Here is a 25,012-nt window from a genome sequence, read left to right as displayed (position 1 = left end):
CAAAGCTCAAGGGCCTGAGCCCGGTGCAATACCGAGCCCAGGCCCTCGCGGCTTAGGATCTTATTTGGCCAGTCCAACTATCGGGGACCAGTTCACCCTTGGGACGGGGACTTTTTCGTTGCTGAATGTTCTGTGGCCGCTGACGTAAGTGTTCGTTTGAGGTTTCCGTGGGCAGCGCAGGGTGAGTCCCGACTGGAGGCTAGGCCTGCCAGGGTGTAGCGGTCTTGGTCGTGCATCTAAAAACGTGCGAGCAAGGCTGGTTTTATGATTGGCCTGTGCGCCGTCGGCGGGTTAGCCCCGTCTGGCCCTAGCAGCATGGACGAGGCGGCGCCTGAAGTAAACGATGGCGGCGACGCTCACTACCGCCAGGAGCCAAGTGCCGGCCATGCCGAGCGCTGGGCCACTACTGCAGGTGCTCACGGCGCCAGACTCGATCGTGTAGTCGATACACTCGCCTAGTTGGTACCCGAAAGACGAGACGTTCACGGTGATCACGAGCAGGATCGCGACTGCCCAAGGCCACCATCGCGGTGATAGGTATCGCGGCGCTATCTCCATGCAGTCACCATATCGACGTAGCCGCCTAATGCCTGCCCCTTGAAGGTTGGCTAACTGGGCGTGTCCCTATTCGGGTTGTGAGTGCACTCATCTGCCGATGATCGAGCCTCTACTGAACTCGCCCCGCGACAAGGAGCCCAGCGGCTGAGGGCAGGTTCGCCTCCACGTGGCCGCCTTTACACGTGGTCGAGCAGATGATCGCACGGTGGGGTCCGGCTCGTAGGAGTGCGCCTTTCGTGGGTGATGACAGTGGCGGCCAGGGCGATGGTGAGGCCAATGACGGTCTCGAGGGCGCGCTCAGTCAGGAGGGTGCCGATCGAGGCTGGCAGCATGAGATCGCCGAGCAGGAGGGCCATCGGTGTGAAGAAGACCAGGCCGAGGCTGTAGTTGCGCCCGGTCGTCAGCTCGGTGCACGCCTGGAGCACGGCGATCACGATGATCGCGGCATAGCTGCTGGGGTGGGCGGCCAGGACCAGGGCTGCGACGCCGAGGCCGGCGGCGGTGCCGATCACCCGCTGGGCAGCGCGCGTGAGGCGGGCGTGCAGGTCGGGTGCCGACATGGGGACGGATGCCGTGACGAAGGTCCAGTAGGGGTGGCCGATGCCGCTGGTCGCGACGGCGAGGCCGGCGGCGGCGATACCGAGCAGATAGCGGGCGGCGTGGCGGCCCACCGGGTCGGACGGACGTAGGCCGCGCCACGACAGCCGATACCGCACCGGGTCGCCGCCGTCGCGGGCGGTGCGACCCGGGAGGGCGAGCAGCAGCGCGAAGACGGCCGCGCCAGCCGCAGCGAGGGCGGCTGCGGGCACCGTGCTCAGCGCGATCGGGACCGTGGCCGAGGCTGTGAGGGCGAAGACCGGGTTGAGAGCTCCGGCCGGATGCCATCGGCCCAGCTCGGCTAGCACTACCGCGACGCCGGCCCAGGCGGCCGCGACCGGGACGAGCAGCCAGAGCCGGAACGGGACGGTCGCCACTAGGGCGCCGACGACGACGCCGACCACCAGCACCACGCCCGCCTGCGCCTGCATGGCTAGGCGTACCCGAGCCGGCTCGTGTCGGCCGTACAGGGCGGTGAAGGCACCGATCGCCGCATACAGCAGCAGGTCGCCGCGACCGGACGCCAAGCAAGCCACCAGCGGCACGAAGATCGCCAGGCTTGCGCGCAGGGCGGTCCAATGGGCGCCGGCATGCGGGCCCAGGTCGAAGACTGCCGCCCACCAGGACCGCGCGGGGGTGGCCTGCGTCATTTTAACCTTCCGAGGTGGTACAGGAATGAAGTACTTCAAGGTTACTACACCTATGAACTACTATTGTGGTTGACCGAGGCGACGGCCACGGGGGCGCGGAGGAGCCGGATGGATCAGGACACAGACGGCCTGCCCGCTCATGGCGACGTCGTGGACCGGATGCAGCGTGAGTGGGCCCGGCTGCGCCCGGACCTGAGCTTCACCAGCCTCGGGGTGATCCACCGCGTGCTGCGCGCTTCCCGCCTCATCCTCGAAGCCAGCGACGCCTTCCTCGCCGACTACGGGCTCACCCGCGGCGAGCTGGACGTGCTTTCCGCGCTGCGCCGTACGGGCGAACCTCTGAGCCCAACGACGCTGGCCCAGACGCTGCTTGCCCCGCGCTCCGCGATCACCATGCGGCTGAACGCCCTCCAGGCTCGGGGACTGCTGAGCCGGACGGCCAACCCGGCCGACGGCCGCTCGTCCCTGCTCGTCCTCACCGACACTGGCGCCGCGCTCGTGGACGAGGTGATTCCCGCCCAGCTCGCCCTCGAAGATGCCCTACTCGCCGAAGCCCCGGCCTGGGCCGTCGAGGGCTTGGTCGATCCCCTGCGGGCACTGACCTCCGTGTGGGAGCAAGGACGCGGCCACCAAGCCGGGTCCAGCAAGGACCGGCGGAACGACGCGCTCGAGCCCTCCGGATGAGCCGCAGCAGCGCGCGCTTCGGGTGAGCATCAGCCGACGCGCTACCGGGTTCCGCGTGGTAGACCACCAACGGCGCTCTTCTCCAACCTGAGGACGAAGAACTACCGCGCGATGTGTCCTGTCGCCTGAGTCCACCCGTGTCTAGTCCCGCCGCTGCACCGGTCTGATCGGCGGCCAGACGGCCGAGCACGGCGAACCCAAGCCCTTGCCCGGTTCAACGATCCTCTCGGTGGACCAGCCGTAGGCGTGTCCGCTCATGCCGCATTCCGCGCAGCGCCGCGCCGGCGGCGCTCTACGGACCTTGCAGACCAGCCGCAGGGAACGCATCAGCTTCAGAACCGTCTTCTTGGCGACCGTCCGTCCTAGCTTGAGCAGTTCAATATGGATCCGGCGGTGCCCGTAGCGGCTGTGGTTCTTCGTGAAGATACCTGTGATAGCGGCCTTCAGGGACGCCCGACGATCGGGGCCATTAATTCGGGACTGGTGGTAGAAGAATGTGGACCGGGCTAACCCGGCTACGTCCAGGAGAACTTCCAAACGGTGTTGAGCCTTGAGAGCGATGACAGCACGGACCTTTAGCGCCCTTCCTCGTCCCTCAAGGCATTTACTTTTCCCAGGAACGCCACCTCGGCGCGCAGGCGTTCGTTCTCACGGCGCAGTCGCTCTACCTCAGACTCAGGGTTCCTGGCTGTCCCAGGATTCGTCCTCGGACGGCCTTTCGGCTTGGGGCGCAGCCCTTCTTCGCCTTCGGTCCGGACTGACGCGCCCACTTCTCGAGCAACATTGGAGAGGACAGCCCAAGCTCTTTCGCCAGGGCGACTTTGGGCTCACCCGCGCGGTATCGCTTCACAGCATCAAGTTTGAACTCAAACGAGAACACCGGTCGTGTTGGCTTCGCCACGGGTCGCTACCGCCCAAGCACCCCAACCCGTTTCAAACAACGCTACCGCGGCCTCGCGCTGCTCCTCGGACAACGAACTTCCATGCATAAAACTGCTCCCCGAAAGTCGGAACTGATTTCTCAGTCCAACTTTCGGGGAGCAGTTCAATCGGCCGGGTCCCTCTGCTCTTGAGTGTGCTTTAGACGAATGATTTTCCGGCGGCTATTTCCGGCCGATGAACCAGTCCTGGAGCTTCCGCAGGCGGGTCTGCAGCTGCTCCTCGTTGGCCTGCGCGACGGCGGGGCCGCCGCAGACGGTCCGGAGTTTGGTGTGGATGACGCCGTGCGGGGTCCCGGTCCGGGCCGACCAGGCCGCCACGTTCTTGGCCAGCTCGGTGCGCAGGTCCATGAGCATCCGGTGGTCGGGCACGGCCGGGGCCGCCGCGGGTTCGGCGCCGGCCTGCGGGGCGCGTTTGTTCTTCCGGTTGAGCTGTTCGTGCTGGCGCTGGCGCAGCAGCGTGCCGACCTGTTCGGCGTCGAGCAGGCCGGGGATTCCCAGGAAGTCGAGCTCGTCCTCCGAGCCCACCTCGCCGCCGGTGCCGAACTCGCCGCCGTCGAAGAGCACCCTGTCAAAGGACGCCTGGGAGTCAAGGGCCTCGAACTTGCCCTTCATCAGCGAGTCGGAGGCCTTTTCCTCGCGGTTGGCCTCGTCCATGAGCGAGTCCTCGGGATTGAATAGGCCGTCGCTGTCTTCCTTCTCGGGGCGGTCCAGGGCGTGGTCGCGCTCGGCCTCCATCGAGTTCGCCAGCGCCATCAGCTGCGGCACGGAGGGCAGGAAGACCGACGCCGTCTCGCCGCGCTTGCGGGCACGCACGAAGCGCCCCACCGCCTGGGCGAAGAACAGCGGGGTGGACGTCGAGGTGGCATAGACGCCGACAGACAGCCGCGGGACGTCCACGCCTTCGGAGACCATCCGGACAGCCACCATCCAGCGCTTCTCGCCGGCGGAGAACTCCTCGATCTTGCTGGAGGCCTTGGCGTCGTCGGAGAGGATGACCGTGGGCGATTCGCCGGTGATCTTCTTCAGCTGGCCGGCGTACGCCCGGGCGTCCTCGTGGTCGGTGGCGATGACCAGGCCGCCGGCATCCGGGACACTGCGCCGGACTTCGCTGAGCCGCTTGTCCGCGCCCGCCAGGACAGCCGGGATCCATTCGCCGGCCGGGTTCAGCGCGGTCCGCCAGGCCTGCGAGGTGATGTCTTTCGTGACGGCCGACTCGCCGAGCGAGGCCGCCATTTCGTCGCCGGCACTCGTGCGCCAGCGCATCTGGCCGGAGTACGCCATGAACATGACCGGACGGACCACGTGGTCGCGCAGCGCCTTGCCGTAGCCGTAGGTGTAGTCGGCCTTGGAGCGGCGGATCCCGTCCCTGTCCTCGGCATACTCCACGAACGGGATGGGCGAGGTGTCGGAGCGGAAGGGGGTGCCGGTCAGGGAGAGCCGCCGGGCCGCGGGGTCGAACGCCTCGCGGAGGCCGTCGCCCCAGGAGAGCGCCTCGCCGCCGTGGTGGATTTCGTCCAGGATCACCAGCGTGCGGGCGGCTTCGGTCTTGGCGCGGTGCAGCATGGGCTTGCTGGCCACCTGGGCGTAGGTCACGGCGACGCCGATGAACCCGCGGCCGTGCTGGCCGTCGGCGTTCTTAAAGTTCGGGTCGATTGCGATGCCCACTTTGGCGGCGGCGTCGGCCCACTGGCGCTTCAGGTGGTCGGTCGGCGCCACGATCGTCACGCGGTTGACCACACCGGAGTCGATGAGCATGGACGCCACGCGCAGCGCGAAGGTGGTCTTACCCGCGCCGGGGGTCGCGACGGCGAGGAAATCCTTGGGATGGGTGCTGAAGTAGTTGTCCAGCGCCTCCTGCTGCCAGGCGCGCAGCTTGGGCGCGGTGCCCCAGGCAGCCCGCTCGGGATAGGCGGGAGGAAGCGTGGGGCCGCCGAAAAGTGTCTCCGTCATTGAGGCGCCCTCCATCCGCGCATGGCTGCAGCCGACGGAGAAACCCAATTAAGCACAAAAACACCAATCTCTTTCGGATGGACCCGGCGGAACCCCGCACAGGGCAGTATCCGGACAGCAGGGACGGGAGAACAGGAGAACAGGAAAACAGGAAAACAGGAAAAACCCAGTTGCGCAGCGACGCACCTAAAGAAGCGCAAAAAATGACGCGCCGTGAAGCAGCGCCGTGAAGAGGCGCCGTACTAAGGGACGGCTAACGGATCCCGTGCGGGCGTTACTTGTCGCCGGAGCCCTTGCCGCCGTCGTTCCCGGGGCGCAGGCCCTCGTAAACTTCCTTGCATTCGGGGCAGACGGGGAACTTCTGCGGGTCCCGGCCCGGCGTCCAGACCTTGCCGCAGAGCGCGATGACCGGTTCACCGGTCATCGCGGATTCCATGATCTTTTCCTTGCGCACGTAGTGCGAGAAGCGTTCCCGGTCGCCGGGTTCCACTTCCTGGCGCAGTTCCTCGCGCTCGATCGTGGCCGTTGACGTCCCGGCTCCGGAGAGCTCGCGCATCGGATCGTTCTCGAGAGGATCGGTCATGCTAGTCATGACACCCATCTTAGCCGTTGGATGGGCTCCGCCGGACCTGCGCAATGGCACCGCCGGAGCCTAGAGGCCCTGCCAGGCTGGTTTGTGGTCATAGCTGTGGCGGTAGTAGTCCGCCAGCCGCAGCGACGACGCCGCCGCCTCGTCCACGAGGATGGTGGCATGCGGGTGCAACTGCAGCACGGACGCCGCACAGATGGCGGCCACGGGGCCCTCGACGAGATCCCGGACGGCCTGGGCCTTTTGCGCACCGGTGGCGGCCAGGATGACGTGGCGGGCATCCAGGATGGTGCCCAGGCCCTGGGTCAGGACATGGTGCGGCACGGCGGCCAGGCTGCCGAAAAAACGTGCGTTGTCCCGGCGTGTCTGCTCGATCAGGGTCTTGATCCGCGTCCGGGAAGCCAGCGATGAGCCCGGTTCATTGAAGCCGATGTGGCCGTCCGTTCCGACGCCGAGCAGCTGCAGGTCCACTCCCCCGGCGTCGCGGATGGCGTCCTCATAAGCCCGGCAGGCAGCAGGGATATCCTCCGCGGCGCCGTCGGGCACGTGGACGTTGGCCGGGCTGATGTTCACGCGCGCGGTGAATTCGCGCGCAATCACCTCCCGGTAGGACTCCGGGTGGCCCGCCGGCAGGCCCACGTACTCGTCCAGGGCGAAGGCATGTGCCTGGCTGAAGTCCAGGCCGTCGCGCTCGTGCCGCAGGGCCAGCTCACCGTAGATCGGCAGCGGTGTGGAACCCGTCGCCAGGCCCAGGACGGCGTTGGGCTTGCGGCGAAGGAGGGCCTCCACCGCATCCGCCGCGAGCGAAGCGATCTGCTTGCTGCCGGGAAGGATGACAACTTCCATGGTCCCTGCCTTTTGCCGGGTGCTCGAGACTGTGCAGTCCCGATACAGTGCAGTCCCGATACTGTTCAGTCCCGATACAGTGCAGTCCCGATACTGCGCACTCCCAGCATGCACCCGTCAGCGGTTGACGGCCAGTTGTGCCAGCAGCTCCGGCGCCCGCCGGTCCAGCCATGCCCCGCCCGCCCGGACACCTGTGGCGAAAAGCGCGAGGCCCAGCACGGGTCCAAGGACCAGGGCAATCCAGCCCGGCACGGGGCTCCCGGTGATGAACTGCGCGGCCACAAGCGCCACCTCGGGCGCCACGAGGACCATGAGGACGGCCATGCCGCCGAACTGCACGGCGAGGGTCTGGGCCACATTTCCCGGCGGTTTCTTGAACGGGCTGTCCCCTGGCAGCGGGACGCTCACGGTGTAGCGCGCGGAGATCACCGAGGCCAGGCCCAGGCCGGTGAAGAGAACCCCGAGCGAGAGGCCCAGGACCGCGGGCAGCTTGTCCCAGTCGCCGGTGAAGAAGAAGGGCCCGACGCTGAAAACAAGCACCACGGGCAGCGCGAAGCTCAGGCACGCCAGGGCCCGGCCGAGCCGGTCGTCGGCGCCGCGCACACCGGTGGCCACGTGCAGGGCGAACGCTGTGCTGTCATAGGAGACGTCCGAGGAGATGGACCAGGCCAGGAGGAAGGCCGTCAGCGGCCCCACGAACTGGAACGGGCCGTAGAATCCGCTCTGGCTGCCCTGGAACAGGAACAGCACAGGCAGGAGCGGAACCACCACGAGCGCGCCGGCGTAGCGGGGGTCCCGCAGCCAGTAGTACAGGCTCCTCGCGGCGACGGCGGCGGCCGGCGTGGCCGGGAGCAGCCTGAACAGGCCCGCGCCGCCGGTGCGCCGCTTGGAGGTCCCGGCGTAGGGCGGCGTCACCAGGGCACGCTGCAGCAGGACCTTCCATGCGACGGCCAGGCCCGCCAGCGTGGCCATGGCGATGAGGAATTTCACGGCCGCCGGGCCGTAATGGCCGGCGGCGAGCTCGCCGCCAAGCGCGAAGGCCGCACCGGCCGGCGTCCAGGACAGTGTTCGGGCCAGGCCGGTCAGGAAATCGCCCGACCCCGCGATCCCCCTCGCGATGCCCGCCACGATGGGGCCCGTGAGCACCAGCGGGATGAGGAAGGCGACGGCACTGATGTCCTTGAAGCGCCGGGAGCTGGCCAGGCCGGCCGTCGCGGTGGTCACGACCTTGGAGAGCACAACGCAGCTCAGCACGCCCAGGACCGCGCCCACGAGCGCACCGGCCGCGGCAGGCACACTGCGGGACCAGGTGCCCACGGTGGCGAGCGCAACCAGCGACGTCGCGAGGCCCGGTATGCCGATCAGGCCGCCCAGCGCCAGGCCCGCCAGCATCTGCGGCATGGGCACGGCGAAGGTGGTGAAGCGGGCCGGGTCCAGGGTCATGTCGGCGGCGGAAACGGCGACGGGGATGATGGCCCAGCCCAGGAGTGCCGCCGCGCCGCCCAGGACCACCACGGTCTGCGCGAGCTCGATCTCCTGGCCGCGGAGGACCAGGAGCCCGGCCACGCAAACACCGACCAGTCCCAGGGCATAGAGGGCGCCGATCCCGAGGCCCACAAGCTGCCACGGGCTGCGCCGGACGCTGTTGCGCAGCAGGGTCAGCTTCAGCCTCAGAAGGTGCGCAACCATTCCAGGCCTTCCGTGTGGTTCCGGCCGCCCACGAGCTGCACGAAGCGGTCCTCGAGGCTGGCCCCGGCGCGGACGTCCTCCACGGTGCCGGCTGCGAGGACCCGGCCGCCGGCGACGACGGCGACGTGGTCGCACATGCGCTGGACCAGGTCCATGACGTGGCTTGAGACGATGACGGTTCCGCCCGAGGAAACGTAGCGTTCCAGGATGTCGCGGATGTTCGCCGCCGAGATGGGATCCACCGATTCGAACGGCTCGTCGAGGACCAGGAGCCGCGGGGCGTGGATCAGCGCCGAGGCCAGTGCGATCTTCTTGGTCATGCCGGCGGAGTAGTCCACCACCAGCGTGCCGGCGTCGTTGCCCAGGTCCAGCGCGGCGAGCAGTTCCGCCACCCGCGAGGCCACCATTTCCCGGTTCATCCCGCGCAGCAGGCCGGCGTAGGTGACCAGCTGTTCGCCGCTCAGGCGGTCGAACAGCCGGACGCCGTCGGGCAGGATTCCCATCAGCTTCTTGGCTTCCAGCGGATGCTGCCAGACGTCGACGCCGTGCACCAGCGCGGTCCCGAAGTCGGGCCGCAGCAGGCCCGTCGCCATGGACAGCGTGGTGGTCTTGCCGGCGCCATTGGGGCCGACCACCCCGTAGAAGGATCCGGCCGGAACGTTCAGGCTGATGCCGTCGACGGCGATTTTGTTGCCGAAGCGCTTGGCGAGGCCGAGCAGGGACAAGGCAGGCACCTGCGGGACAGACGCCGGCGGCGACGACGGGCCAGGCGGCAGCGGGGGCTGGAAAGTCATGACGCCAGACTAACCGTCCCCTTGCGCGATAAGGATCGTCCGCAAGGCGTAAGTTGCCGGAGCACTCCCGGAGGAGGTACCGCCCTAGAACGAGTGCCGCGGCCTGGCGCGCTCGTACTGCGGCGGCCACGAGAGGTCGTGGCCGAGCTCGAACGCGGCCCGCAGCCACCAGTGCGGGTCCCGCAGCGCGGCCCGGGCAATGAACACGCCGTCGGCCTGGCCGGTGGCCACCGCGTGCTCGGCCTGCCCGGCCGAGGTCAGGAGCCCCACGGTGCCGGTCTTGACCCCGGTTTCGCGCCGGATCCGGGCCGAGAATTCGGTCTGGTAGCCGGGGCCGACGGGAATCTGCTGGTGGGCGACGGCACCGCCGCTGGAAACGTCCACCAGGTCCACGCCTCGCTCCGCGGCGGCGCCGGCCAACCGCACCGAGGCCTCGGCCTCAATGCCGCCCGGTGCCCAGTCCGAGGCCGAAATTCGCAGCAGGAGTGGCATCGAGTCCGGGATGACGGCGCGGACGGCGTCCACCACGGCAAGCGTGAGCCTGTTCCGGCCCGCCTCGTCGCCGCCCCAGCGGTCGGTGCGGTCGTTGACCAGCGGGCTCTGGAACTGGTGCAGCAGGTAGCCGTGGGCGCCGTGGATTTCGATCGTGTCGAACCCCGCGCCGACGGCCCGCACGGCTGCGGCGGCGAAGTCGGCGATCACGCCGTCGATCTGCGCTTCAGTCATGGCCGACGGCGGCGCGTACCCGTCGAACGCACCGGTTCCTGGCCCCACGGTGTCCCAGCCGCCCTCGGATTCGGGCACGCTGCCCGTCTTGCCGGAGAACGGCCAGTAGGAGGACGCCTTCCGGCCGGCGTGCGCCAGCTGGGTGCCGATCTTGGCCTCTGCCGTGCCGTGGCGGTGCACGAAGGTGGTGATGCGTTCCCAGGCCGCGGCCTGGTCGTCGTTGTAGAGGCCGGCGTCGCGGGGGCTGATCCTGCCCGCGGCGTTCACGGCGTTGGCCTCGGTGAGGATGAGGGCCGCTCCGCCGGCGGCAAAGGAGCCCAGGTGCATGAGGTGCCAGTCGGTGGGCACCCCCTCGCCCAAACCGGGCTCGCAGCTGTACTGGCACATCGGGGACACCCAGCCGCGGTGCTGCAGCCGCAGGGACCTCAGGTCCAGCGGCGCGAAGAGGGCCGATCCCACTAGAACAGCACCCGGGCCAGTCCCTGGCGGGCCTTGGCGACGCGCTCGTCGCCGGTGCCGACGACGTCGAAGAGTTCCAGCAGCCGGACCCGGGCAGTCTCCCGTTCCGGGCCGAAGTTCCGGCCAATGAACGTCACGATCCGGCCGAGGCCGTCCTCGATATGGCCTCCGGCGATGTCCAGGTCCGCGACGCCGAGCTGGGCCTCGAGGTTGTCCGGCTCATCGGCGGCGAGCCGGCGGAGGGCATCTGCCTCGGGCCCGGAGAAGGACTGCAGTCGCTCCATGAGTTCCACCTGCGCCAGGCCGGCCTTGGCCTCGGCGTCGGTGGGCATTTCGGTCAGGGCCTGCCGGTAGGCCGCAGCGGCGGCCGCGTAGTCGCCGGCCTCGATCGCGTCGAACGCTTCCTGATGCAGCGGCGGCAGCGGCGGGGCCTCAGGTTCCCCGGCGCCGGGGGCGCCGGCCCCGATCTGTCCGGTCACGCCGTTGGCGGCCGCGACCTTGAGGAGTTCGTCGAACAGGCTGCGTATCTGCTGCTCGTCCGCGCCGCCCTGGAAGAGCGGAACGGGCTGGCCCTTGACGACGGCGACGGCGGTGGGCACGGCCTGGACCTGGAAGGCCTGGGCAAGCTCCGGGAAGACATCGATGTCCGCGGCCCCTAGGACCAGGCGGCCGTCGTAGCTCTCGACGATGCGTTCGAGGACGTCCACCAGCTGGTCGGAGCCCGGCGAGTAGGTGGCCCAGAGGGCGATCACCACGGGCACCTGGGCCGAGAGCTGCACGAGCTCCTGGAAGTTGCCCTCGGTCACGTCCACGCGCAACGGCCGGCCGTGCTCGGCGGCTTCCGGCGCGGGCGCAGCGGCGGACCCGGCGGCTCCGGAGGCGGCTGGGCCCGGAGCGGCGGGGGCCGGACGCTGTTTCAAAGCGGAAAGATCGACGGCGCCGCGCAGGTTCAGCGGGCTGGCGGCAACTGGCGGGACCGGGCGGGAAGCTGGCGTTGTCATAGCACCACTCTAGCCATTGAAGTCCCTCCCGGCGCCACCGCGCCCGCCGGCGACGGCTACTTGAAAGCCGCCCCGACCAGGCCGCGGGTGGCGGCCACGAGCTTCATCGGATCCGATGAACCGGCGGGCGGAACGTAGACAGCCACGGACTCGGCGAAGTTCAGCACCATGCCGGTGCTGGTCTCCTTGCCGCCGGCCAAGGCAGCCGCGTCGTCGCCGATCGTTAGCTTGTCTCCGTCAGCCTTCGGGGTGCCGTCGAACGCGAAGTTCAGGCGCCCCAGGACCAGAGCCCCGCCGTCGGCGGTACGGAACACGACAGTGTTCTCGGGGGCCACCTTGTGCGTAAAGGCGAACGTGCCGTTGACGCCTGAATTGACGACGTCGGTCTGGTACGCGAGGGTGTCCGCGATGTACGGGGAGGACTGGCCTTCGACGAGCTTGTCCTTGAATGCGGAGTCGGTCTTGGTCAGGCGGTCACCCAGCCCGGCGAGCGCCTCGTCACCGCTGTACAGGAGCCCAGACTTGTCCGAGGACGCCAGCGTCTCCGTGCCGGCCCGACCGATCGCCGGGAAGGTGGCGCCCGGCTGCAGCGGCGTGCTGCTGACCAGCTTGTAGTTCTCCCGCGGGGAGGCCTGGGTCAGGGTCAGCAGCTGCGGCACAACGTTGCCGTCGCCCTGCGTCACGGCCATCACAGAGCGGGGCCAGCTGCGCTTGTTGGTGACCACTGTGGTCAGGAGCTTGGTGGAGCGGACGGGCATGCGGGCCTCAACGGAGCCCACCTGGGAGCGGATCTTGTAGTTCTGCGTACGCACCTCGAGCTCGGATTTCGCCACCCGCGGCGCCAGCTTGGCGGCGTCCTTGGCAGCGTCTCCGGCATCGACCGCACCGGCAACCTGTTCCAGGACGCGGCGGAACTGGGCGTCCAGCAGCACCGGCGCATCGCCGGCCTGCTCCGCAGGAGAACCGCCCGGGGTCGCTGCGTCAGAAGCCGGAGCGCTGGCGGCCGGAGCGCTGGGAGACGGCGCAGGCGTCTGGCTGGCCTGGGCCGCCACCGACGTTCCTGCCACGGCGGCGGCCGTCAGGACGGCCACCACGATGCCGGAACGGCGCGCCGCGCCGGAGAAACCCATGCTGGAGAAGGCAGAGCCCCTGCGCTGCTCGGGGGCTGATTTCCCCGGGGTGGCCTGCCCGGGCGCTGCCTTCCCGGGCACGGCCGGCTGCCGCGCGGTTTCGGGTGCAGTCGTTTCAGGTGCAGTCGTTTCGGGTGCGGCGGGCTCCTGCGTTCCGGCAGCCGACCCCTGTCCCCCGAGCCGCGCCGCGGCCTTGGCCTGCACGCGGCGGGCGAATGTGCTGTCGCCTGCGCCGCCGTCCCCGCCGCCGGTCCGCTTACCTGTCCCGTTGCCTGACTGATTGCCTGACTTGGGCTTGCGGACCAGCATCGCGCCGCCGGCGATGATCAGCAGGCCGCCGAGCACCATGAACGGAATGGCCCACGGGGTGGAGGTGTCGTTCGGGAAGGTCATCGTGATGGAGCTCGGTGCGGGCTTGGTGCCGTCGGCCGCGAGCAGGAGGGACCAGTCGCCGTCGGCCGGCGCGTTCCAGGAGTATTCCATTTCGCCCGTGGCGTTCTCGGTGGTGACCCAGAGATCCGATCCGGCGGGCGACGGCGCGGCAGCATCGCCGTCGGTATGCGTCAGCTGCAGTGCCTTGCCGTCGTCCGAGACGCCGGCGACAGTATTGTGTGCTGTCTTGCCGACCCAGGCGTCGACGTCGTCCGGCCGGCCCGCGGCCAGCAGGAAGGCACCCTCACCCTTGACCTGGATCTTCACGGTCCCGGGGTGCTGCGTCCTCAGCTTCTCGTCGAAGACGGTCAGCGGGGCGGCAGTACCAGCCGGAGCGGTGGCCGTGATGGTCTCCGGTGGAGCCCAGAACGTCTTCTGGCCAATTCCGGCCAGCAGTGTCAGGAGGCCGAGCAGCACCAGGGCGACTGCAGTCTTGAAACGCAAAATACTACCTATCATCAGCGGACAGTTAGCTTCAATAGTAACCATTTTGTTACCCGTGAGTCAGATCGGCGGCCCGTTCCGCCCCCATCCACAGCCCCCGCGCCGGCCCGCCACCCCTGCGCTGACAAGCCTGCTGATAGTGTTTGCGGTGATCATCACACCAGCGCCGCCCCAGGGGCGCCGCAGAGAATTAAGGGCCTTCAACGCAGTGACTGAACACACGGATTCGTCCGCCGCCGGACCAGATGAAGCCCAGGAATCCGGCAGCCAGGAACTCGGGCCCCAACCATCTGATTCCAGCCCCCGGCCGGCCGCCTCCAGCCCCAGGAATGCCGCGGCCAACGTCCTTTTGTCCGCTGCCCGGCGCCTGCGCCAGCCGCTGCCGGGGGCCCAGCCGAGAATCCGCTTCGAGATGCCGCCGGAGCATGAAGCCGAGGCCGGGGCCGGGTCCGAGGCCCCCTTCGGCAGTCCAGGCCCCCGGATGTCCGCCCAGCACCCGCTGTACATGGGGTTCATGGGCACGGTCGGCGTCGGCGTCGCGCTCCTGGTCTACTGGATCGGTTCGAACACGACGCAGCTGCTCTTGTGGATCGTCACGGCGCTCTTCATCACCCTTGGGCTGGACCCGGTGGTGCGCTGGCTCGAACGCAGGAATGTCCCCCGGGCGGCCGGCATCCTCCTGTCCGTTTCCACCCTGGCAGTGGCGGTCGCCGCGTTTTTCGCCACCCTGATCCCCACGATCGTGCAGCAGGTGACGCAAATCGTGCAGCAGGCGCCCAAGTGGGTCCAGGAGTTCATTGACTCGGAATTTTTCCGGTCCGTTGACAGCCAGTTCGGCATCCGGGACCGCATCTCACAGGAGCTGGAGAAGTTCGTCAACAACCCCGAGGCCATGGGCGGCATCTTCGGCGGGGTGGTCGGCTTTGGCTCCACCGTGGCAAACGGGCTGTTCGGCGCGCTGATCGTGCTGGTCCTGAGCCTGTATTTCCTCGCTGCCCTTCCGGCCATGAAGAAGTGGGGCTACCGTCTCGCGCCGCGCTCGCGCCGGCCCCGGGTCGAGGCCCTGTCGGAGGAAATCACGGGTTCGGTGGGCAACTACGTGATTGGCCAGGCTGCGGTGGCAGTGCTGAACGCCACCTTCGCCTTCATCGTGATGTCGATCATCGGAGTGCCGTTCGGCACGCTGCTGGCGTTCGTGGTGGCCCTGCTGGCGTTCATCCCGCTTGTGGGCGGCATGATTGCCGGGTTCCTGGTGACGCTCGTGGCGCTGACCGCCGGCTGGCAGACGGCGCTCGTCTTCGCTATCTGCTACTTCGCCTACCTCCAGTTCGAGGCGTACTTCATCTCGCCGCGGATCATGCAGAAGGCCGTGGCGGTCCCCGGGGCTGTGGCTGTCATTTCCGTGATCGCCGGAGGCAGCCTGCTTGGCGTGCTCGGCGCCCTGATCGCGATCCCGACCGCGGCGGCGATCATGCTGCTGATCAAGGAAATCTACATCGTCCGCCAGGACAGCCGCTGACTCGTTTTCGCGCCGAAAAAGGACAGCCGCACCGTGGATCCACGGTGCGGCTGTCCTTTTTCGTAGCGGTCTTCCGTGCGGGCTCAGGCGTGCGCCGTGGCGACCGGACCGTCCCATTCCTGCGGCAGCACCGTTCCTGCGCTTCCATTTCCGGCGCTTCCGGGGAGGACCTCGTCCACGATCTCGTTGAGCACCCGTCCGGCGTACTTCTCCCCCACCCACAGGTGCTTGGCGCCGTCGACCCCGGTCACCTGTGCCTGCGGCACGAGCGCGAACCTCGCGGCGGCGGCCGCCGGCTGCAGGTAGTCATCATGCTCGGGGACCAGCACCTTCAGCGGTTTACCGGCCTGCGCCCATTCCTTCAGGTGCACGTCCGTGGCCCGGTGCAGCGGGGGCGAGAGTAGGATGGCCCCCTCGATCTCGGTGGCGACGGGCTCAGTGGCGCCGTACATGAGGGCAAGCTCGGTGCCGAAGGACCAGCCCACCAGCCACCGGTTCGGCAGGCCCCGGTCGACGGCGAACCGCACGGCGGCCTCGACGTCGAGACGCTCGCCGATGCCTTCCTCGAACGCCCCCCCGCTGGTTCCGCGCGGCGAGGAGGTGCCCCGCGTGTTGAAGCGCAGCACGGCGATCCCGGCGAGGGCCGGCAGCCGGTAGGACGCCTTGCGGTAGACGTGCGAATCCATGAAGCCGCCGTGCGTCGGCAGCGGGTGCAGCGTGATGAGTGTCGCCTTGATCTCGCCGGATTCCGGGACTGCGAGCTCGCCCACCAGCCGGTGCCCGTCCGAGGTGCGGAGTTCGACGTTCTCACGGCGGGCCGGGAGGACGGTGGAAGCGCGGATGGCGGTCGGCGCAGACGGCTGGGTGAAGACGTACGACGCGGGATCAAAAGTCATGCTCTCCACCTTAGCGAAACAGCTTAGCGATACCGGTAGGTCCGTGAGGTCCAACAGTTGGTATGCCAGTGGCGGCGTTCGGCGAGGCCCGCGGCGGCGCCGAAAAGGTGGTCCTCGGACCAGACCACCAGGTGAGCGATCCCCGGCAGCACGGCAGTGGAGCAACCGGGGCAGATGTAGGTCTTCTCTGCACGGCTCGCGGTCATGGAGCGGACCATCCATTCACCGTCCGGAGCGCTTTCCCGCCGGGCGAAACCGGAGCGGGCGCGCTCCAGATCAAGCTCCGGCGCCGGGCCGTGCTTGGCGCCGGCTTTGCCCTTTCCGGCGGCTGCGCCCTGGCCGGAGCCTGTCTTGGCAGAGCCTGTCTTGGCAGAACCTGCTCGGCGGGGTCGGTTGGAACGGGGCATGATTCCATTCTGCCCCAGCCGGACGCCCGCCCCAGCCCCGGGGACCGCTGCGCAGACGGTAGAGTGGACCGGGTGCGTTTAGTCATAGCCCGCTGCTCCGTTGATTACGTCGGCCGCCTCAAAGCCCACCTGCCGCTGGCCACAAGGCTCCTGCTGGTCAAAGCCGACGGCTCCGTCCTGGTCCATTCCGACGGCGGATCCTACAAACCCCTGAACTGGATGAGCCCTCCCGCGTCCCTGCGGGTCTCCACGCCGGACGAGGTCGACGTCGAGGTCGGCGTCGTCGAGCAGTGGACGGTTCAGTCCGCCAAAACCGATGACCGGCTCATCATCAATATTCATGAGCAGCTGCACGACACGTCCCATGAACTGGGCCAGGACCCCGGGCTGATCAAGGACGGCGTCGAGGCGGACCTCCAGCGGCTCCTGGCCGCCCAGATCGAGCTGCTCGGCACCGGGTTCTCGCTGGTCCGCCGCGAGTACTTCACCGCGATCGGCCCCGTGGACATCCTGGCCCGGGACGCGGACGGCGCCACCGTGGCCATCGAGCTCAAGCGGCGGGGCGACATCGACGGCGTCGAGCAGCTCACCCGGTACCTGGAGCTGCTCAACCGGGATCCGCTGCTGGCCCCGGTCCGGGGCATCTTCGCAGCCCAGCAGATCAAGCCGCAGGCCAAGGTCCTCGCCAAGGACCGCGGAATTGACTGCGTGACCCTGGACTACGACGCCATGCGCGGCGTTGACGACAGCGAGTCCAGGCTCTTCTAAGCACGCTGCAGGGGTCTTTGCGCGGCGAGGATTCGGGTTAATCGGTTCTTTGCACAAAATTTATGCAATTCTCCCGTTCGCCCGTTGACCTGACGCAAGTGTCATGAAATTCTTATACGAGTCTTTGTGTAGGTGTTTTTTCATGCTCGCAAGACATGTTGCGAGCGTGAAGCTCCTGCCGCCAAGGTCCGGGAATCCGGCCGACGCCAAAGGTTCTTCTCGCAGAGTGACCAAGTGCGGTGCGAAGTGCGCCGGGCTTATTCAAGATCCACAATGAGGAGAAACAAATGGCACAGGGAACCGTCAAGTGGTTCAACGCAGAAAAGGGCTTCGGCTTCATCACCCCGGATGACTCCGACGGCGATGTCTTCGTTCACTACTCCGAGATCCAGACCGGCGGCTTCAAGACCCTCGACGAGAACCAGCGCGTTCAGTTCGAGATCGGCCAGGGCGCCAAGGGCCCCCAGGCTACCGGCGTAACGCTGGTCTAGTCTCCCGCTAGGAAGTGCCTTAGGGCAATTCCGGCATCAAAAATGATCCCCGGCATTTGTGCCGGGGATCATTTTTTGTGCATTGTTGGGCGCTGCGTTCCGGTCCCGTGCTCTTGCCCGGAGGCATTGTTCATCCGAATTGCACGGCCTTGCGAATGACAAACGCTTCAGGCTAACGCACCAGGGTGCGCAACAGGCGGGCGCTCTGCCGGACGGATAACCCGGGAAGATACGCCCGGCTCAGCGCACGGCCCATCGCGGGCAATTGCAGCGGATCCTGGTAGTAAAGGTAAAGCGTGCGGTAGTCCGGCTTGAAACGCGACTTAAAGGTTGCCAGCGAACGGAAGCCGTAGACCGGTTCCAGGGCCCGGCCCACCACGTCAAGAATCCCGGCCAGCCCCTCCGGTCCGGACCCGCCGGCCCCGGCAGCGCCGCCGGCGGCATCCCCGGCTTTGTCCCCATCCCCGGGAACCTGAACAGCAGTGTCTCCGGCCTGGTCCTTCGCCAGTGGCGAGCCGGACAGGGAGATCACTTCGACCGTGCGCTTGAGCTCCTGCACGGCAGACGCAATGAGGAACTCCATCACGCCAGGGAAGGCGTCCCCGCGCCGGCGCATGAAGTCCAGGGTCCAGCTCACCAGCTGCCCGTCCCGGTACACCGGCAGCCAGCTGGTGACGCCCTGCACCCGTCCCTCGGCGTCCACCGCCAGGCAGCACAGCACCGCGTCGTCGTCGAGCTCGTCCATGCTGCCGAGGGTGAATCCCATTTCCGGCACCTGCTTTTGCGCCGCCCACTCTTCGGAGACCTCGCTGAGCTGGGTCCGCAGCGGCGCCGGGAATTCGCTGTAGCGCCCCCAGACGGCCTGGACACCGGTCTTCGCCGCGCGGTTCAGCGCGGTGCGGACGTTCTGCCATTCCTTGCCCTTGAACTCCAGTTCGCGCACGGCGAGCCGGGTTTCCTGGGCCACGGCCACCCGGCGGAAACCACGGGCCTGGAGCATTGGCCAGAGCTGGTCGGTGCAGGAGTAGAAACACGGGATCAGGGCGTGCTCGGCGCAGTAGCGCATGAAACCCGCCGCGGTCTCCTCATGGTGGGCAGCGGGTCCGAACGGACCCGCCAGGGTCAGGGCCACGTTGCCGTGCTGCTGATAGGCCACACCGCCGCGCCGGTCCGGCGTGAACCAGTATTTGTTCGGTTCCCAGAGCGCCATCCAGGACAGCGAGTCTCCGCCCTGGCGGATGAGCTCACGGGCCGTGTCCCGGTCCCCGGAGCCGACGTCGGTGCTGTTCATCCCGGTACCGTGCAGCCGCCGCCGCAGGACCAGCCAGACCGCTGCCAGGGCGACGCCCCAGAAGATGATCCCGGCGAAGGCGAACAGAAAGGACTCGACGGGATAGCGGTTCTGGAAGAGCCTGCTGTAGACCCCGGGAATCGGCAGCGGCAGGTACTGCCGGGTGAGTTCAGCCGCGAGGCCCAGCAGTCCGCCGTCGCGGTCCATCCCGCCGGCCGCCAGCCACGCCACCGTGTAGGCCCCGGCGAGCCCCAGCCAGGTCCCGCCGACCACCATGCCCAGAATCTGACGGGCCCGGGTAGCCGTCTCCACCCGGAACTGTCTGCGGTTCAGCCATAGCAGCACTGCCAGCAACAGCGGAACCGCCACGAGCGGAAGGACGTGGACGAAGCCTGAACCCATCACGGCCGTGCGCGGCCGGTTGGGGTAGTGCGGAATGCGGGCGAACAGGGACAGGTATACGGCGGCCAGGGCGGTCACGGCCAGCTGGACGATGATGGCGATCCGCAGGGCAAGGCGGCGCCCGTGCCGCATGCCGTCCGCACAGATCAACAGCAGGACCACCGGGACGACTGCCAGCGCGAAGCCTAGTGGACCGGCGAATCCCGCCCGGCCGGCCTCCAGGCAGCTGACATCAACCGTCCCGCCGCAGTTTTGCTCCAGCTGGCTCAGCGTGGGCAGCGGGTTCAGCACGACGTCGCGCAACAGGGCCAGGGGCCCGGTGGGGCTGCTGACGGCGGCCGTGAGGATCGGCCCCACGGCAAAGATCGCGATCGTGAGAGCCAGCAGGTTGCGCGTTTCGCGTCCCGTGGAACGGTGGCGGTGCAGGGTTCCCCGGTCGTCCTGGATCCACCAGCCCGCGGCCAGGCCGGCGAGGGCACCGCAGAGCCCGACGACCGTCTCCGGATGCCCGACGTAGAGCACCAGCAGCAGGGACGCTGACAACGCGGCGGTCCGCAGCCGCCGCTGCCAGAGCGTGGGCAGCAGACCGCTGGCGGCCAGCGCAACGGCCAGGACCGCGGCGTACGGGCCGATCAGCCGGGCATCGACCATGAGGCCAAGCCAGCCGTCCCCGATATACCGGGCCACCTGCGTGATCAGCAGGAACAGCGTCACAGCCGCGAACTGGCCAACAAAGAAGAACACGGCGGTCCGCAGAGTGCCCAAGTGCCGTTCCGCGAGGCCCAGGAGCAGCAGGATCATCAGTGAAGCCGCAAGGTAGGCCAGCAGATTGGTGGCAAAGAACAAGGAAGTGAACATCGACCACCAGTGCCCCGCCATCAGCCCCGGCGCGGTGACGGAGGCGATGGGCAGCAGGGCGTGCGGCGGTCCGGACAGGAAACTGCCCGTGAGCGCCCCGATGACCAGAAAAGCCGCGAGGACTGCCAGGGTGAACGGGACGGCACGGAAATGTGCGAGTGTCCGGCGCAGGCCGTGCCGCCCGACGCCCAGCAGCGACGCCCCCTGGGGTCCCTGGCCTGAGCCGGTCCGCGTGCCGCCGGGCCGGGTGCTGCCGGTGTTGGCCTGGCTCATGGCGAGATCCCCCAGCGCCGCGCCAGGAAGTCCAGGCCGCCGGGCAGTCCGTTGGAGGCCGTGTCCCAGGAGTGCCCCGTGTTGGCGACCCGGTGTGATTCGACGCTGAATCCGGCGCGGCGTGCCGCGCCGGAGAGCACGTCCATGTAGCCGGTGAATTCCGGGTCACGGTCTCCGGCGGCGAAGTACACGCCGTGGCCATCGAACCGCTGTTCCGCCATGACACGCAGCGGAGTCTGCCGGTCGAAGGCCGCCGTGTCATCGCCGAAGGAGGCCTCAATGGTCTTCGCGCGCTCCTTCGCGAGGGCCGGCTCGTTCTCGCTGGAGAAGGCCAGCGCCGCGCTGTAGATGTCGGGGTGCCTCGTCACCATCTGCATGGCGCACGTGCCGCCGAAGGAAAACCCGCCCACGGCCCACTGCCGGGGATCCGGATCGACGTCGAGCGTGCTGTTGATCCAATCCGGAACGTCACGGGACAGGAAGGTGTCCGCCTGGGCAATCCGGCTGTCCATGCACAGGGTGTTTCCCGACGGCGACCCGTTCGGATCGACCACCACCGTCACAGGCGCCACCCCGGCGTGCTGGGCGGCGAACCGGTCCAGCCGGCCCCGGAGCGCTCCCCCGGTGAGCCAGTCCGCCGGCGACCCGGGCTGGCCGGAAAACAGGACCAGCACCGGCAGCGCGGGACGGGGTGAACTCTGGTAGGCCGGCGGCAGGTAGATGTAGGCCTCCCGGCTCTGGAAACCGGAGAGCGTGCCGGGGATGACAGCCTTGCGGACGACGCCGCCGGGAAGGTCCGCGGGCGCGTGCCAGTGGGCGAGCCCGGACGCGGCAGGGCCGCCGGCCGCGCGTGTCAGGCCGGCCTCGAGCGGCTGGATGCGGGCCACGGCCGTGCCGGTGAGGTCACTGACGGTGTGGTTCAGCCCGAAGTAGATGTTGATCTGGGCGGCGGAAAGCAAGAAGACGGCCAGGACGGCGCCCGTGGCTGCGGCGCCCGGGCGCCAGCGTTTGGTGCGGTTGCCTCCGCGGGCCCAAAGGCCGGGCAGGCCCATGAGCCACAAGAGCAGGGCGACGACGGCGGCCACGGACCAGGCGAGGGTCTCCCCCGGCAGTTCGTCGGGGAACACGGAGATCGCGTAGATCAGGAACCAGTGCACGGCCGCAGTCAGCGCCGCGGCGAGCAGGATCACGGCGGACAGAACGACGGCGGCCGGAACGGGTTGGCGCTGCCCTGTTTGCCGGAAAGTAGTTTGCCGGAAACCCTGCCGGAAACGGGCCCGAAGAACGGCGTGCCAGAGGAGGTAGGCGAGGCCGGCCGCACCGGCGAACCAGGTGAACCACACCACCGGCCCGTCAACCAGGCGGAGGTCATTGAGGTAGTCCACGGGGGCTAGCGCCAGGTCCCGACGCCGATGACGGGTCCGGCCTCGAGCCAGGACGACAACCCTGCGTAGGCGTCGAATCGCATGGCGAGAAGGACCTGTTGCCCCTCGTAGCGGAGCTCCACGATCACGGCGTCGGGCTGGACCTTGAGGAGTTCGGATTCAGTGGGTTTGCGCCGGCCCAGCAGCTCCAGGGAGCTGCGCCGGTACGTGTGTTTGGGACGGACGCTGAGTGAGGCCAGGCGGAACCACTCGAGGTCGTTGTCCTGATAACGACAAACCCCCATCTGCCAGCTTTTTCCAGCTGTGCAAATGGAGGCGTCCACTGTGCCGAGGGCGCGCCGCAGATTGAAGCGGCGCACCCCCGCAAGGCACAGTGCAAAGGCCAGCAACGCAAACGCAGTTGCCAGGACGATGAACGGCAAACCAATATCGTTCATCAAGGTCGTGCTAGCGGATCCCCGCAGTAGCCGATTCGCCCATTTGGGCGTTGTCAGCAACAATAACCACCCTGTTGTTGTCGACGGAGAAGAATCCGCCGTCGACAGTTACAGCAATACGGTCACCGGACACCGGCTCGATTGCCAGCTCACCTTCGGCCAGAATCGCCAGCAGGGGCGAGTGGCCGGGCAGGATTCCGATTTCACCATCGCTGGTGCGGGCCTTGACCATCTTGGCCGCTCCGGACCACACGAAGTGGTCCGCTGCGACAATCTCAACCTCAAGCTCAGCCATATTACTTGGTCTGTTCCTGGATCTTGGCCCACTGGCGCTCGACGTCGTCCAGGCCGCCGACGTTGAAGAACGCCTGCTCTGCTACGTGGTCGAGTTCGCCGTCGCAGATCGCGGTGAAGCCTTCAACGGTGTCCTTGATGGACACGGTGGAGCCCTCGACGCCGGTGAACTGCTTGGCGGTGTAGGTGTTCTGCGAGAGGAACTGCTGGATGCGGCGTGCACGCGACACGACGATCTTGTCCTCTTCGGAGAGTTCGTCAACGCCAAGGATGGCGATGATGTCCTGGAGTTCCTTGTTCTTCTGCAGGATCTGCTTCACACGGACAGCCGTGTTGTAGTGGTCCTTGCCGATGTACTGGGGGTCCAGGATTCGGGAGGTCGACGTCAGCGGGTCAACGGCCGGGTACAGACCACGGGAAGCGATCTCGCGGGAAAGTTCCGTGGTCGCGTCCAGGTGTGCGAAGGTGGTGGCCGGAGCCGGGTCGGTGTAGTCATCTGCGGGAACGTAGATGGCCTGCATCGAGGTGATGGAGTGGCCCTTGGTGGACGTGATGCGCTCCTGGAGGAGACCCATCTCGTCAGCCAGGTTGGGCTGATAGCCCACGGCCGACGGCATGCGGCCGAGGAGGGTGGAAACCTCGGAGCCTGCCTGGGTGAAACGGAAGATGTTGTCGATGAAGAGCAGCACGTCCTGGTTCTGCACATCGCGGAAGTACTCCGCCATGGTCAGGGCGGACAGGGCCACGCGCAGACGCGTTCCCGGCGGCTCATCCATCTGGCCGAATACAAGGGCGGTGTCCTTGAGGACGCCTGCCTCTTCCATTTCAACCCAGAGGTCGTTACCTTCACGGGTACGCTCGCCGACACCGGCGAACACCGAGGTGCCACCGAAGTTGCGGGCAACACGGGTGATCATTTCCTGGATCAGAACGGTCTTGCCGACACCGGCGCCACCGAACAGGCCGATCTTTCCACCCTTGATGTACGGGGTGAGGAGGTCGATGACCTTGATGCCGGTTTCCAGCATTTCGGTGGAACCTTCGAGCGTCGCGAAGGCGGGAGCCTTGCGGTGGATCGCCCAGTGGTCCGAAGCCTGGATCTCGGACTCGTCAACGTCAAGCGGCTTGCCGAGAACGTTGAAGATGTGGCCCTTGACGCCGTCGCCGACGGGAACCGTGATGGGCGAGCCGGTGTCCACTACGTTGGTACCGCGGACGAGTCCGTCGGTAGCCTGCAGGGAGATGGCGCGAATGAGGTTGTCACCCAGGTGCAGGGCGGTCTCGAACGTGATGGTCTTGGTCTCACCGTTGAGAGTAATCTCCGTGGTGAGTGCGTTGTAAATCGCGGGGATTGCGTCAGCCGGGAATTCGACGTCGACAACCGGGCCAATGACACGTGCAATACGGCCGGTTGCACCGGTCGTTGCGGCTACGTGTTCGGTAGCGGTGGCAGTCATCTCTCTCACTTCACTCAGTAGATGGCGTGGGGGTTAAGTTTATCTTTGGTGCAGGTACAGCTGGATCCGGAACCGTGCTGGCTAGGACGCGCTCAAGGCGTCGGCGCCGGCCACAATTTCAGAAAGCTCCTGCGTAATCTCAGCCTGGCGGGCAGTGTTGCGCAGACGCGTGTACTTCTTGATGAGGTCCGTGGCGTTGTCGCCGGCGGACTTCATCGCCCGCTGACGGGCTGCCAGCTCGGAAGCTGCGGCCTGCAACATGGCGGCGAAAATGCGTGATTCGATGTAGCGCGGAAGCAGGGCGTCGAGAACCTGCTCGGCTTCCGGCTCGAATTCGTAGAGCGGCAGGAGGTCCGATTCGGACGCAGCCTGCTCTTCGACAACCTCGAGGGGAAGCAGGCGGACGACCGTCGGCTCCTGGGTGACCATCGACTTGAAGCGGGTGTAAACAACGTGGATCTCATCCACGCCTTCCTCTTCAAATGCCGTGCCAAAGTCCTCGAGCAGTGCGGCGCCGATTTCCTGCGCGGTAGCAAACTCCGGTGCGTCCGTGTTGCCCGTCCATACCCGTGCGTAGGGACGGCTGCGGAAGTCGAAGTACGCCTGCGCCTTGCGGCCGAGAACGTACGTCTTGACTTCTTTGCCTTCCTCACGCAGCAGCTCGGTGAGGCCTTCGGCCTGCTTGAGCACGCTGGCCGAGTAGGAACCTGCAAGGCCGCGGTCCGAGGTGATCACCAGGACGGCGGCGCGGCGGATCTGCTCGGGCTCGGTGACCAGCGGGTGGTCGATTTCGCTCTGGCTTGCGACAGCAGAAACGGCACGCGTAATCGCGTTTGCGTAAGGCAGTGAAGCCGCTACGCGTGCGCGGGCCTTGCCGATGCGCGAGGTAGCGATCAGTTCCATCGCCTTGAAGATCTTGCGCATCGACGTCGTCGAGCTGATCTTCTGGCGGTAGACCCGAATCTGGGCTCCCATACTTATCCTTTCCTAAGATCCCGGTGGCCGGGACTGCCGGAACCCCTCAGGGTTCCGGCAGTCCCCGCC

At 67.6% G+C, this 25,012-nt stretch carries 22 protein-coding genes; 4 read left to right on the top strand and 18 right to left on the bottom strand.

The window, feature by feature from the left end:
- Window positions 1–734: 734 nt before the first annotated feature.
- Window positions 735–1,805, bottom strand: a complete 1,071-nt coding sequence (locus ACFVTM_RS21885) for an FUSC family protein (RefSeq protein WP_390206240.1) — start codon at window positions 1,803–1,805, stop codon at window positions 735–737.
- Window positions 1,806–1,913: 108 nt separating this feature from the next.
- On the opposite strand from ACFVTM_RS21885, the gene ACFVTM_RS21880 reads away from it, so the two are divergent.
- Window positions 1,914–2,489: a MarR family winged helix-turn-helix transcriptional regulator gene (locus ACFVTM_RS21880; RefSeq protein ID WP_390206239.1), complete on the top strand. Its 576-nt coding sequence runs from the start codon at window positions 1,914–1,916 to the stop codon at window positions 2,487–2,489.
- Between the two features lie 141 nt (window positions 2,490–2,630).
- On the opposite strand, the gene ACFVTM_RS21875 is transcribed toward ACFVTM_RS21880, so the two are convergent.
- The 9 genes from ACFVTM_RS21875 to ACFVTM_RS21835 all read right to left on the bottom strand — a co-directional run bounded on the left by ACFVTM_RS21875 (window position 2,631) and on the right by ACFVTM_RS21835 (window position 13,505).
- Window positions 2,631–3,026, bottom strand: coding sequence for an IS3 family transposase (locus tag ACFVTM_RS21875; protein ID WP_390206238.1), 396 nt, complete (start codon window positions 3,024–3,026; stop codon window positions 2,631–2,633).
- A 566-nt stretch (window positions 3,027–3,592) separates the two neighbouring features.
- Window positions 3,593–5,380, bottom strand: coding sequence for a DEAD/DEAH box helicase (locus ACFVTM_RS21870; RefSeq protein WP_390206236.1), 1,788 nt, complete (start codon window positions 5,378–5,380; stop codon window positions 3,593–3,595).
- A gap of 274 nt (window positions 5,381–5,654) precedes the next feature.
- On the bottom strand, window positions 5,655–5,972 hold the full coding sequence (locus ACFVTM_RS21865; RefSeq protein ID WP_390206235.1) for a DUF3039 domain-containing protein: 318 nt from the start codon (window positions 5,970–5,972) through the stop codon (window positions 5,655–5,657).
- Window positions 5,973–6,032: 60 nt separating this feature from the next.
- Window positions 6,033–6,815: a glucosamine-6-phosphate deaminase gene (gene nagB / locus ACFVTM_RS21860; protein ID WP_390206234.1), complete on the bottom strand. Its 783-nt coding sequence runs from the start codon at window positions 6,813–6,815 to the stop codon at window positions 6,033–6,035.
- A gap of 117 nt (window positions 6,816–6,932) precedes the next feature.
- A complete protein-coding gene (locus ACFVTM_RS21855; protein ID WP_390206232.1) occupies window positions 6,933–8,504 on the bottom strand; it encodes a transporter in 1,572 nt (523 codons plus the stop codon).
- Window positions 8,486–9,298 carry an ABC transporter ATP-binding protein gene (locus ACFVTM_RS21850; RefSeq protein WP_390206230.1) on the bottom strand — a complete coding sequence of 271 codons (813 nt, stop codon included), beginning with the start codon at window positions 9,296–9,298 and terminating at the stop codon, window positions 8,486–8,488. The genes ACFVTM_RS21855 and ACFVTM_RS21850 overlap by 19 nt, the downstream gene beginning before the upstream one ends.
- A gap of 84 nt (window positions 9,299–9,382) precedes the next feature.
- Entirely contained in the window at window positions 9,383–10,483 is a 1,101-nt protein-coding gene (locus ACFVTM_RS21845) for an NADH:flavin oxidoreductase/NADH oxidase (protein WP_390206228.1), read from the bottom strand.
- Entirely contained in the window at window positions 10,483–11,484 is a 1,002-nt protein-coding gene (locus ACFVTM_RS21840) for a co-chaperone YbbN (protein WP_390206227.1), read from the bottom strand. Before ACFVTM_RS21840 ends, ACFVTM_RS21845 begins: the two co-directional genes overlap by 1 nt.
- 56 nt (window positions 11,485–11,540) lie before the next feature.
- Complete coding sequence (locus ACFVTM_RS21835; RefSeq protein ID WP_390206226.1) at window positions 11,541–13,505, bottom strand: hypothetical protein; 1,965 nt, start codon at window positions 13,503–13,505, stop codon at window positions 11,541–11,543.
- A gap of 193 nt (window positions 13,506–13,698) precedes the next feature.
- On the opposite strand from ACFVTM_RS21835, the gene ACFVTM_RS21830 reads away from it, so the two are divergent.
- On the top strand, window positions 13,699–15,009 hold the full coding sequence (locus ACFVTM_RS21830; protein ID WP_390206225.1) for an AI-2E family transporter: 1,311 nt from the start codon (window positions 13,699–13,701) through the stop codon (window positions 15,007–15,009).
- Window positions 15,010–15,092: 83 nt separating this feature from the next.
- Here the strand turns inward: ACFVTM_RS21830 and ACFVTM_RS21825 are convergent, their stop codons facing one another.
- Together ACFVTM_RS21825 and ACFVTM_RS21820 are read right to left on the bottom strand one after the other, a co-directional pair.
- Window positions 15,093–15,905 carry an alpha/beta hydrolase gene (locus ACFVTM_RS21825; protein ID WP_390206223.1) on the bottom strand — a complete coding sequence of 271 codons (813 nt, stop codon included), beginning with the start codon at window positions 15,903–15,905 and terminating at the stop codon, window positions 15,093–15,095.
- A 23-nt stretch (window positions 15,906–15,928) separates the two neighbouring features.
- Entirely contained in the window at window positions 15,929–16,312 is a 384-nt protein-coding gene (locus ACFVTM_RS21820; protein WP_390206221.1) for an ATP/GTP-binding protein, read from the bottom strand.
- A 72-nt stretch (window positions 16,313–16,384) separates the two neighbouring features.
- Between ACFVTM_RS21820 and nucS the strand changes: the two genes are divergently transcribed.
- Together nucS and ACFVTM_RS21810 are read left to right on the top strand one after the other, a co-directional pair.
- On the top strand, window positions 16,385–17,080 hold the full coding sequence (gene nucS / locus ACFVTM_RS21815; protein ID WP_390206220.1) for an endonuclease NucS: 696 nt from the start codon (window positions 16,385–16,387) through the stop codon (window positions 17,078–17,080).
- Between the two features lie 287 nt (window positions 17,081–17,367).
- Entirely contained in the window at window positions 17,368–17,571 is a 204-nt protein-coding gene (locus ACFVTM_RS21810) for a cold-shock protein (RefSeq protein WP_011692441.1), read from the top strand.
- Between the two features lie 172 nt (window positions 17,572–17,743).
- Here ACFVTM_RS21810 and ACFVTM_RS21805 read toward each other — a convergent pair whose 3' ends face one another.
- From ACFVTM_RS21805 to ACFVTM_RS21780, 6 genes are all read right to left on the bottom strand, one after another.
- Window positions 17,744–20,395 carry a bifunctional lysylphosphatidylglycerol flippase/synthetase MprF gene (locus ACFVTM_RS21805; protein ID WP_390206219.1) on the bottom strand — a complete coding sequence of 884 codons (2,652 nt, stop codon included), beginning with the start codon at window positions 20,393–20,395 and terminating at the stop codon, window positions 17,744–17,746.
- On the bottom strand, window positions 20,392–21,780 hold the full coding sequence (locus ACFVTM_RS21800) for an alpha/beta hydrolase (RefSeq protein WP_390206217.1): 1,389 nt from the start codon (window positions 21,778–21,780) through the stop codon (window positions 20,392–20,394). The genes ACFVTM_RS21805 and ACFVTM_RS21800 overlap by 4 nt, the downstream gene beginning before the upstream one ends.
- 5 nt (window positions 21,781–21,785) lie before the next feature.
- Window positions 21,786–22,217: a DUF2550 domain-containing protein gene (locus ACFVTM_RS21795; RefSeq protein ID WP_390206216.1), complete on the bottom strand. Its 432-nt coding sequence runs from the start codon at window positions 22,215–22,217 to the stop codon at window positions 21,786–21,788.
- A gap of 10 nt (window positions 22,218–22,227) precedes the next feature.
- Window positions 22,228–22,512 carry a F0F1 ATP synthase subunit epsilon gene (locus ACFVTM_RS21790; protein WP_390206215.1) on the bottom strand — a complete coding sequence of 95 codons (285 nt, stop codon included), beginning with the start codon at window positions 22,510–22,512 and terminating at the stop codon, window positions 22,228–22,230.
- A 1-nt stretch (window position 22,513) separates the two neighbouring features.
- Window positions 22,514–23,968: a F0F1 ATP synthase subunit beta gene (gene atpD, locus ACFVTM_RS21785; RefSeq protein WP_390206213.1), complete on the bottom strand. Its 1,455-nt coding sequence runs from the start codon at window positions 23,966–23,968 to the stop codon at window positions 22,514–22,516.
- Between the two features lie 81 nt (window positions 23,969–24,049).
- Window positions 24,050–24,943 carry a F0F1 ATP synthase subunit gamma gene (locus ACFVTM_RS21780; RefSeq protein ID WP_390206211.1) on the bottom strand — a complete coding sequence of 298 codons (894 nt, stop codon included), beginning with the start codon at window positions 24,941–24,943 and terminating at the stop codon, window positions 24,050–24,052.
- Between the last annotated feature and the right edge of the window lie 69 nt (window positions 24,944–25,012).

This window comes from Arthrobacter sp. NPDC058130 (assembly GCF_042884475.1).
Classification (GTDB): domain Bacteria; phylum Actinomycetota; class Actinomycetes; order Actinomycetales; family Micrococcaceae; genus Arthrobacter.
Note: the sequence above shows the minus strand (reverse complement) of the source record. Positions and strands in the feature narration are given on the sequence as shown.

Coding starts and splice junctions, on each gene's coding strand:
- ACFVTM_RS21850 (WP_390206230.1), bottom strand. CDS start 9,298: ATGACTTTCCAGCCCCCGCTGCCGCCTGGCCCGTCGTCGCCGCCGGCG.
- ACFVTM_RS21820 (WP_390206221.1), bottom strand. CDS start 16,312: ATGCCCCGTTCCAACCGACCCCGCCGAGCAGGTTCTGCCAAGACAGGC.
- ACFVTM_RS21835 (WP_390206226.1), bottom strand. CDS start 13,505: ATGATAGGTAGTATTTTGCGTTTCAAGACTGCAGTCGCCCTGGTGCTG.
- ACFVTM_RS21855 (WP_390206232.1), bottom strand. CDS start 8,504: ATGGTTGCGCACCTTCTGAGGCTGAAGCTGACCCTGCTGCGCAACAGC.
- atpD (WP_390206213.1), bottom strand. CDS start 23,968: ATGACTGCCACCGCTACCGAACACGTAGCCGCAACGACCGGTGCAACC.
- nagB (WP_390206234.1), bottom strand. CDS start 6,815: ATGGAAGTTGTCATCCTTCCCGGCAGCAAGCAGATCGCTTCGCTCGCG.
- ACFVTM_RS21865 (WP_390206235.1), bottom strand. CDS start 5,972: ATGACTAGCATGACCGATCCTCTCGAGAACGATCCGATGCGCGAGCTC.
- ACFVTM_RS21885 (WP_390206240.1), bottom strand. CDS start 1,805: ATGACGCAGGCCACCCCCGCGCGGTCCTGGTGGGCGGCAGTCTTCGAC.
- ACFVTM_RS21880 (WP_390206239.1), top strand. CDS start 1,914: ATGGATCAGGACACAGACGGCCTGCCCGCTCATGGCGACGTCGTGGAC.
- ACFVTM_RS21790 (WP_390206215.1), bottom strand. CDS start 22,512: ATGGCTGAGCTTGAGGTTGAGATTGTCGCAGCGGACCACTTCGTGTGG.
- ACFVTM_RS21840 (WP_390206227.1), bottom strand. CDS start 11,484: ATGACAACGCCAGCTTCCCGCCCGGTCCCGCCAGTTGCCGCCAGCCCG.
- ACFVTM_RS21825 (WP_390206223.1), bottom strand. CDS start 15,905: ATGACTTTTGATCCCGCGTCGTACGTCTTCACCCAGCCGTCTGCGCCG.
- ACFVTM_RS21870 (WP_390206236.1), bottom strand. CDS start 5,380: ATGACGGAGACACTTTTCGGCGGCCCCACGCTTCCTCCCGCCTATCCC.
- ACFVTM_RS21795 (WP_390206216.1), bottom strand. CDS start 22,217: ATGAACGATATTGGTTTGCCGTTCATCGTCCTGGCAACTGCGTTTGCG.
- ACFVTM_RS21780 (WP_390206211.1), bottom strand. CDS start 24,943: ATGGGAGCCCAGATTCGGGTCTACCGCCAGAAGATCAGCTCGACGACG.
- ACFVTM_RS21805 (WP_390206219.1), bottom strand. CDS start 20,395: ATGAGCCAGGCCAACACCGGCAGCACCCGGCCCGGCGGCACGCGGACC.
- ACFVTM_RS21810 (WP_011692441.1), top strand. CDS start 17,368: ATGGCACAGGGAACCGTCAAGTGGTTCAACGCAGAAAAGGGCTTCGGC.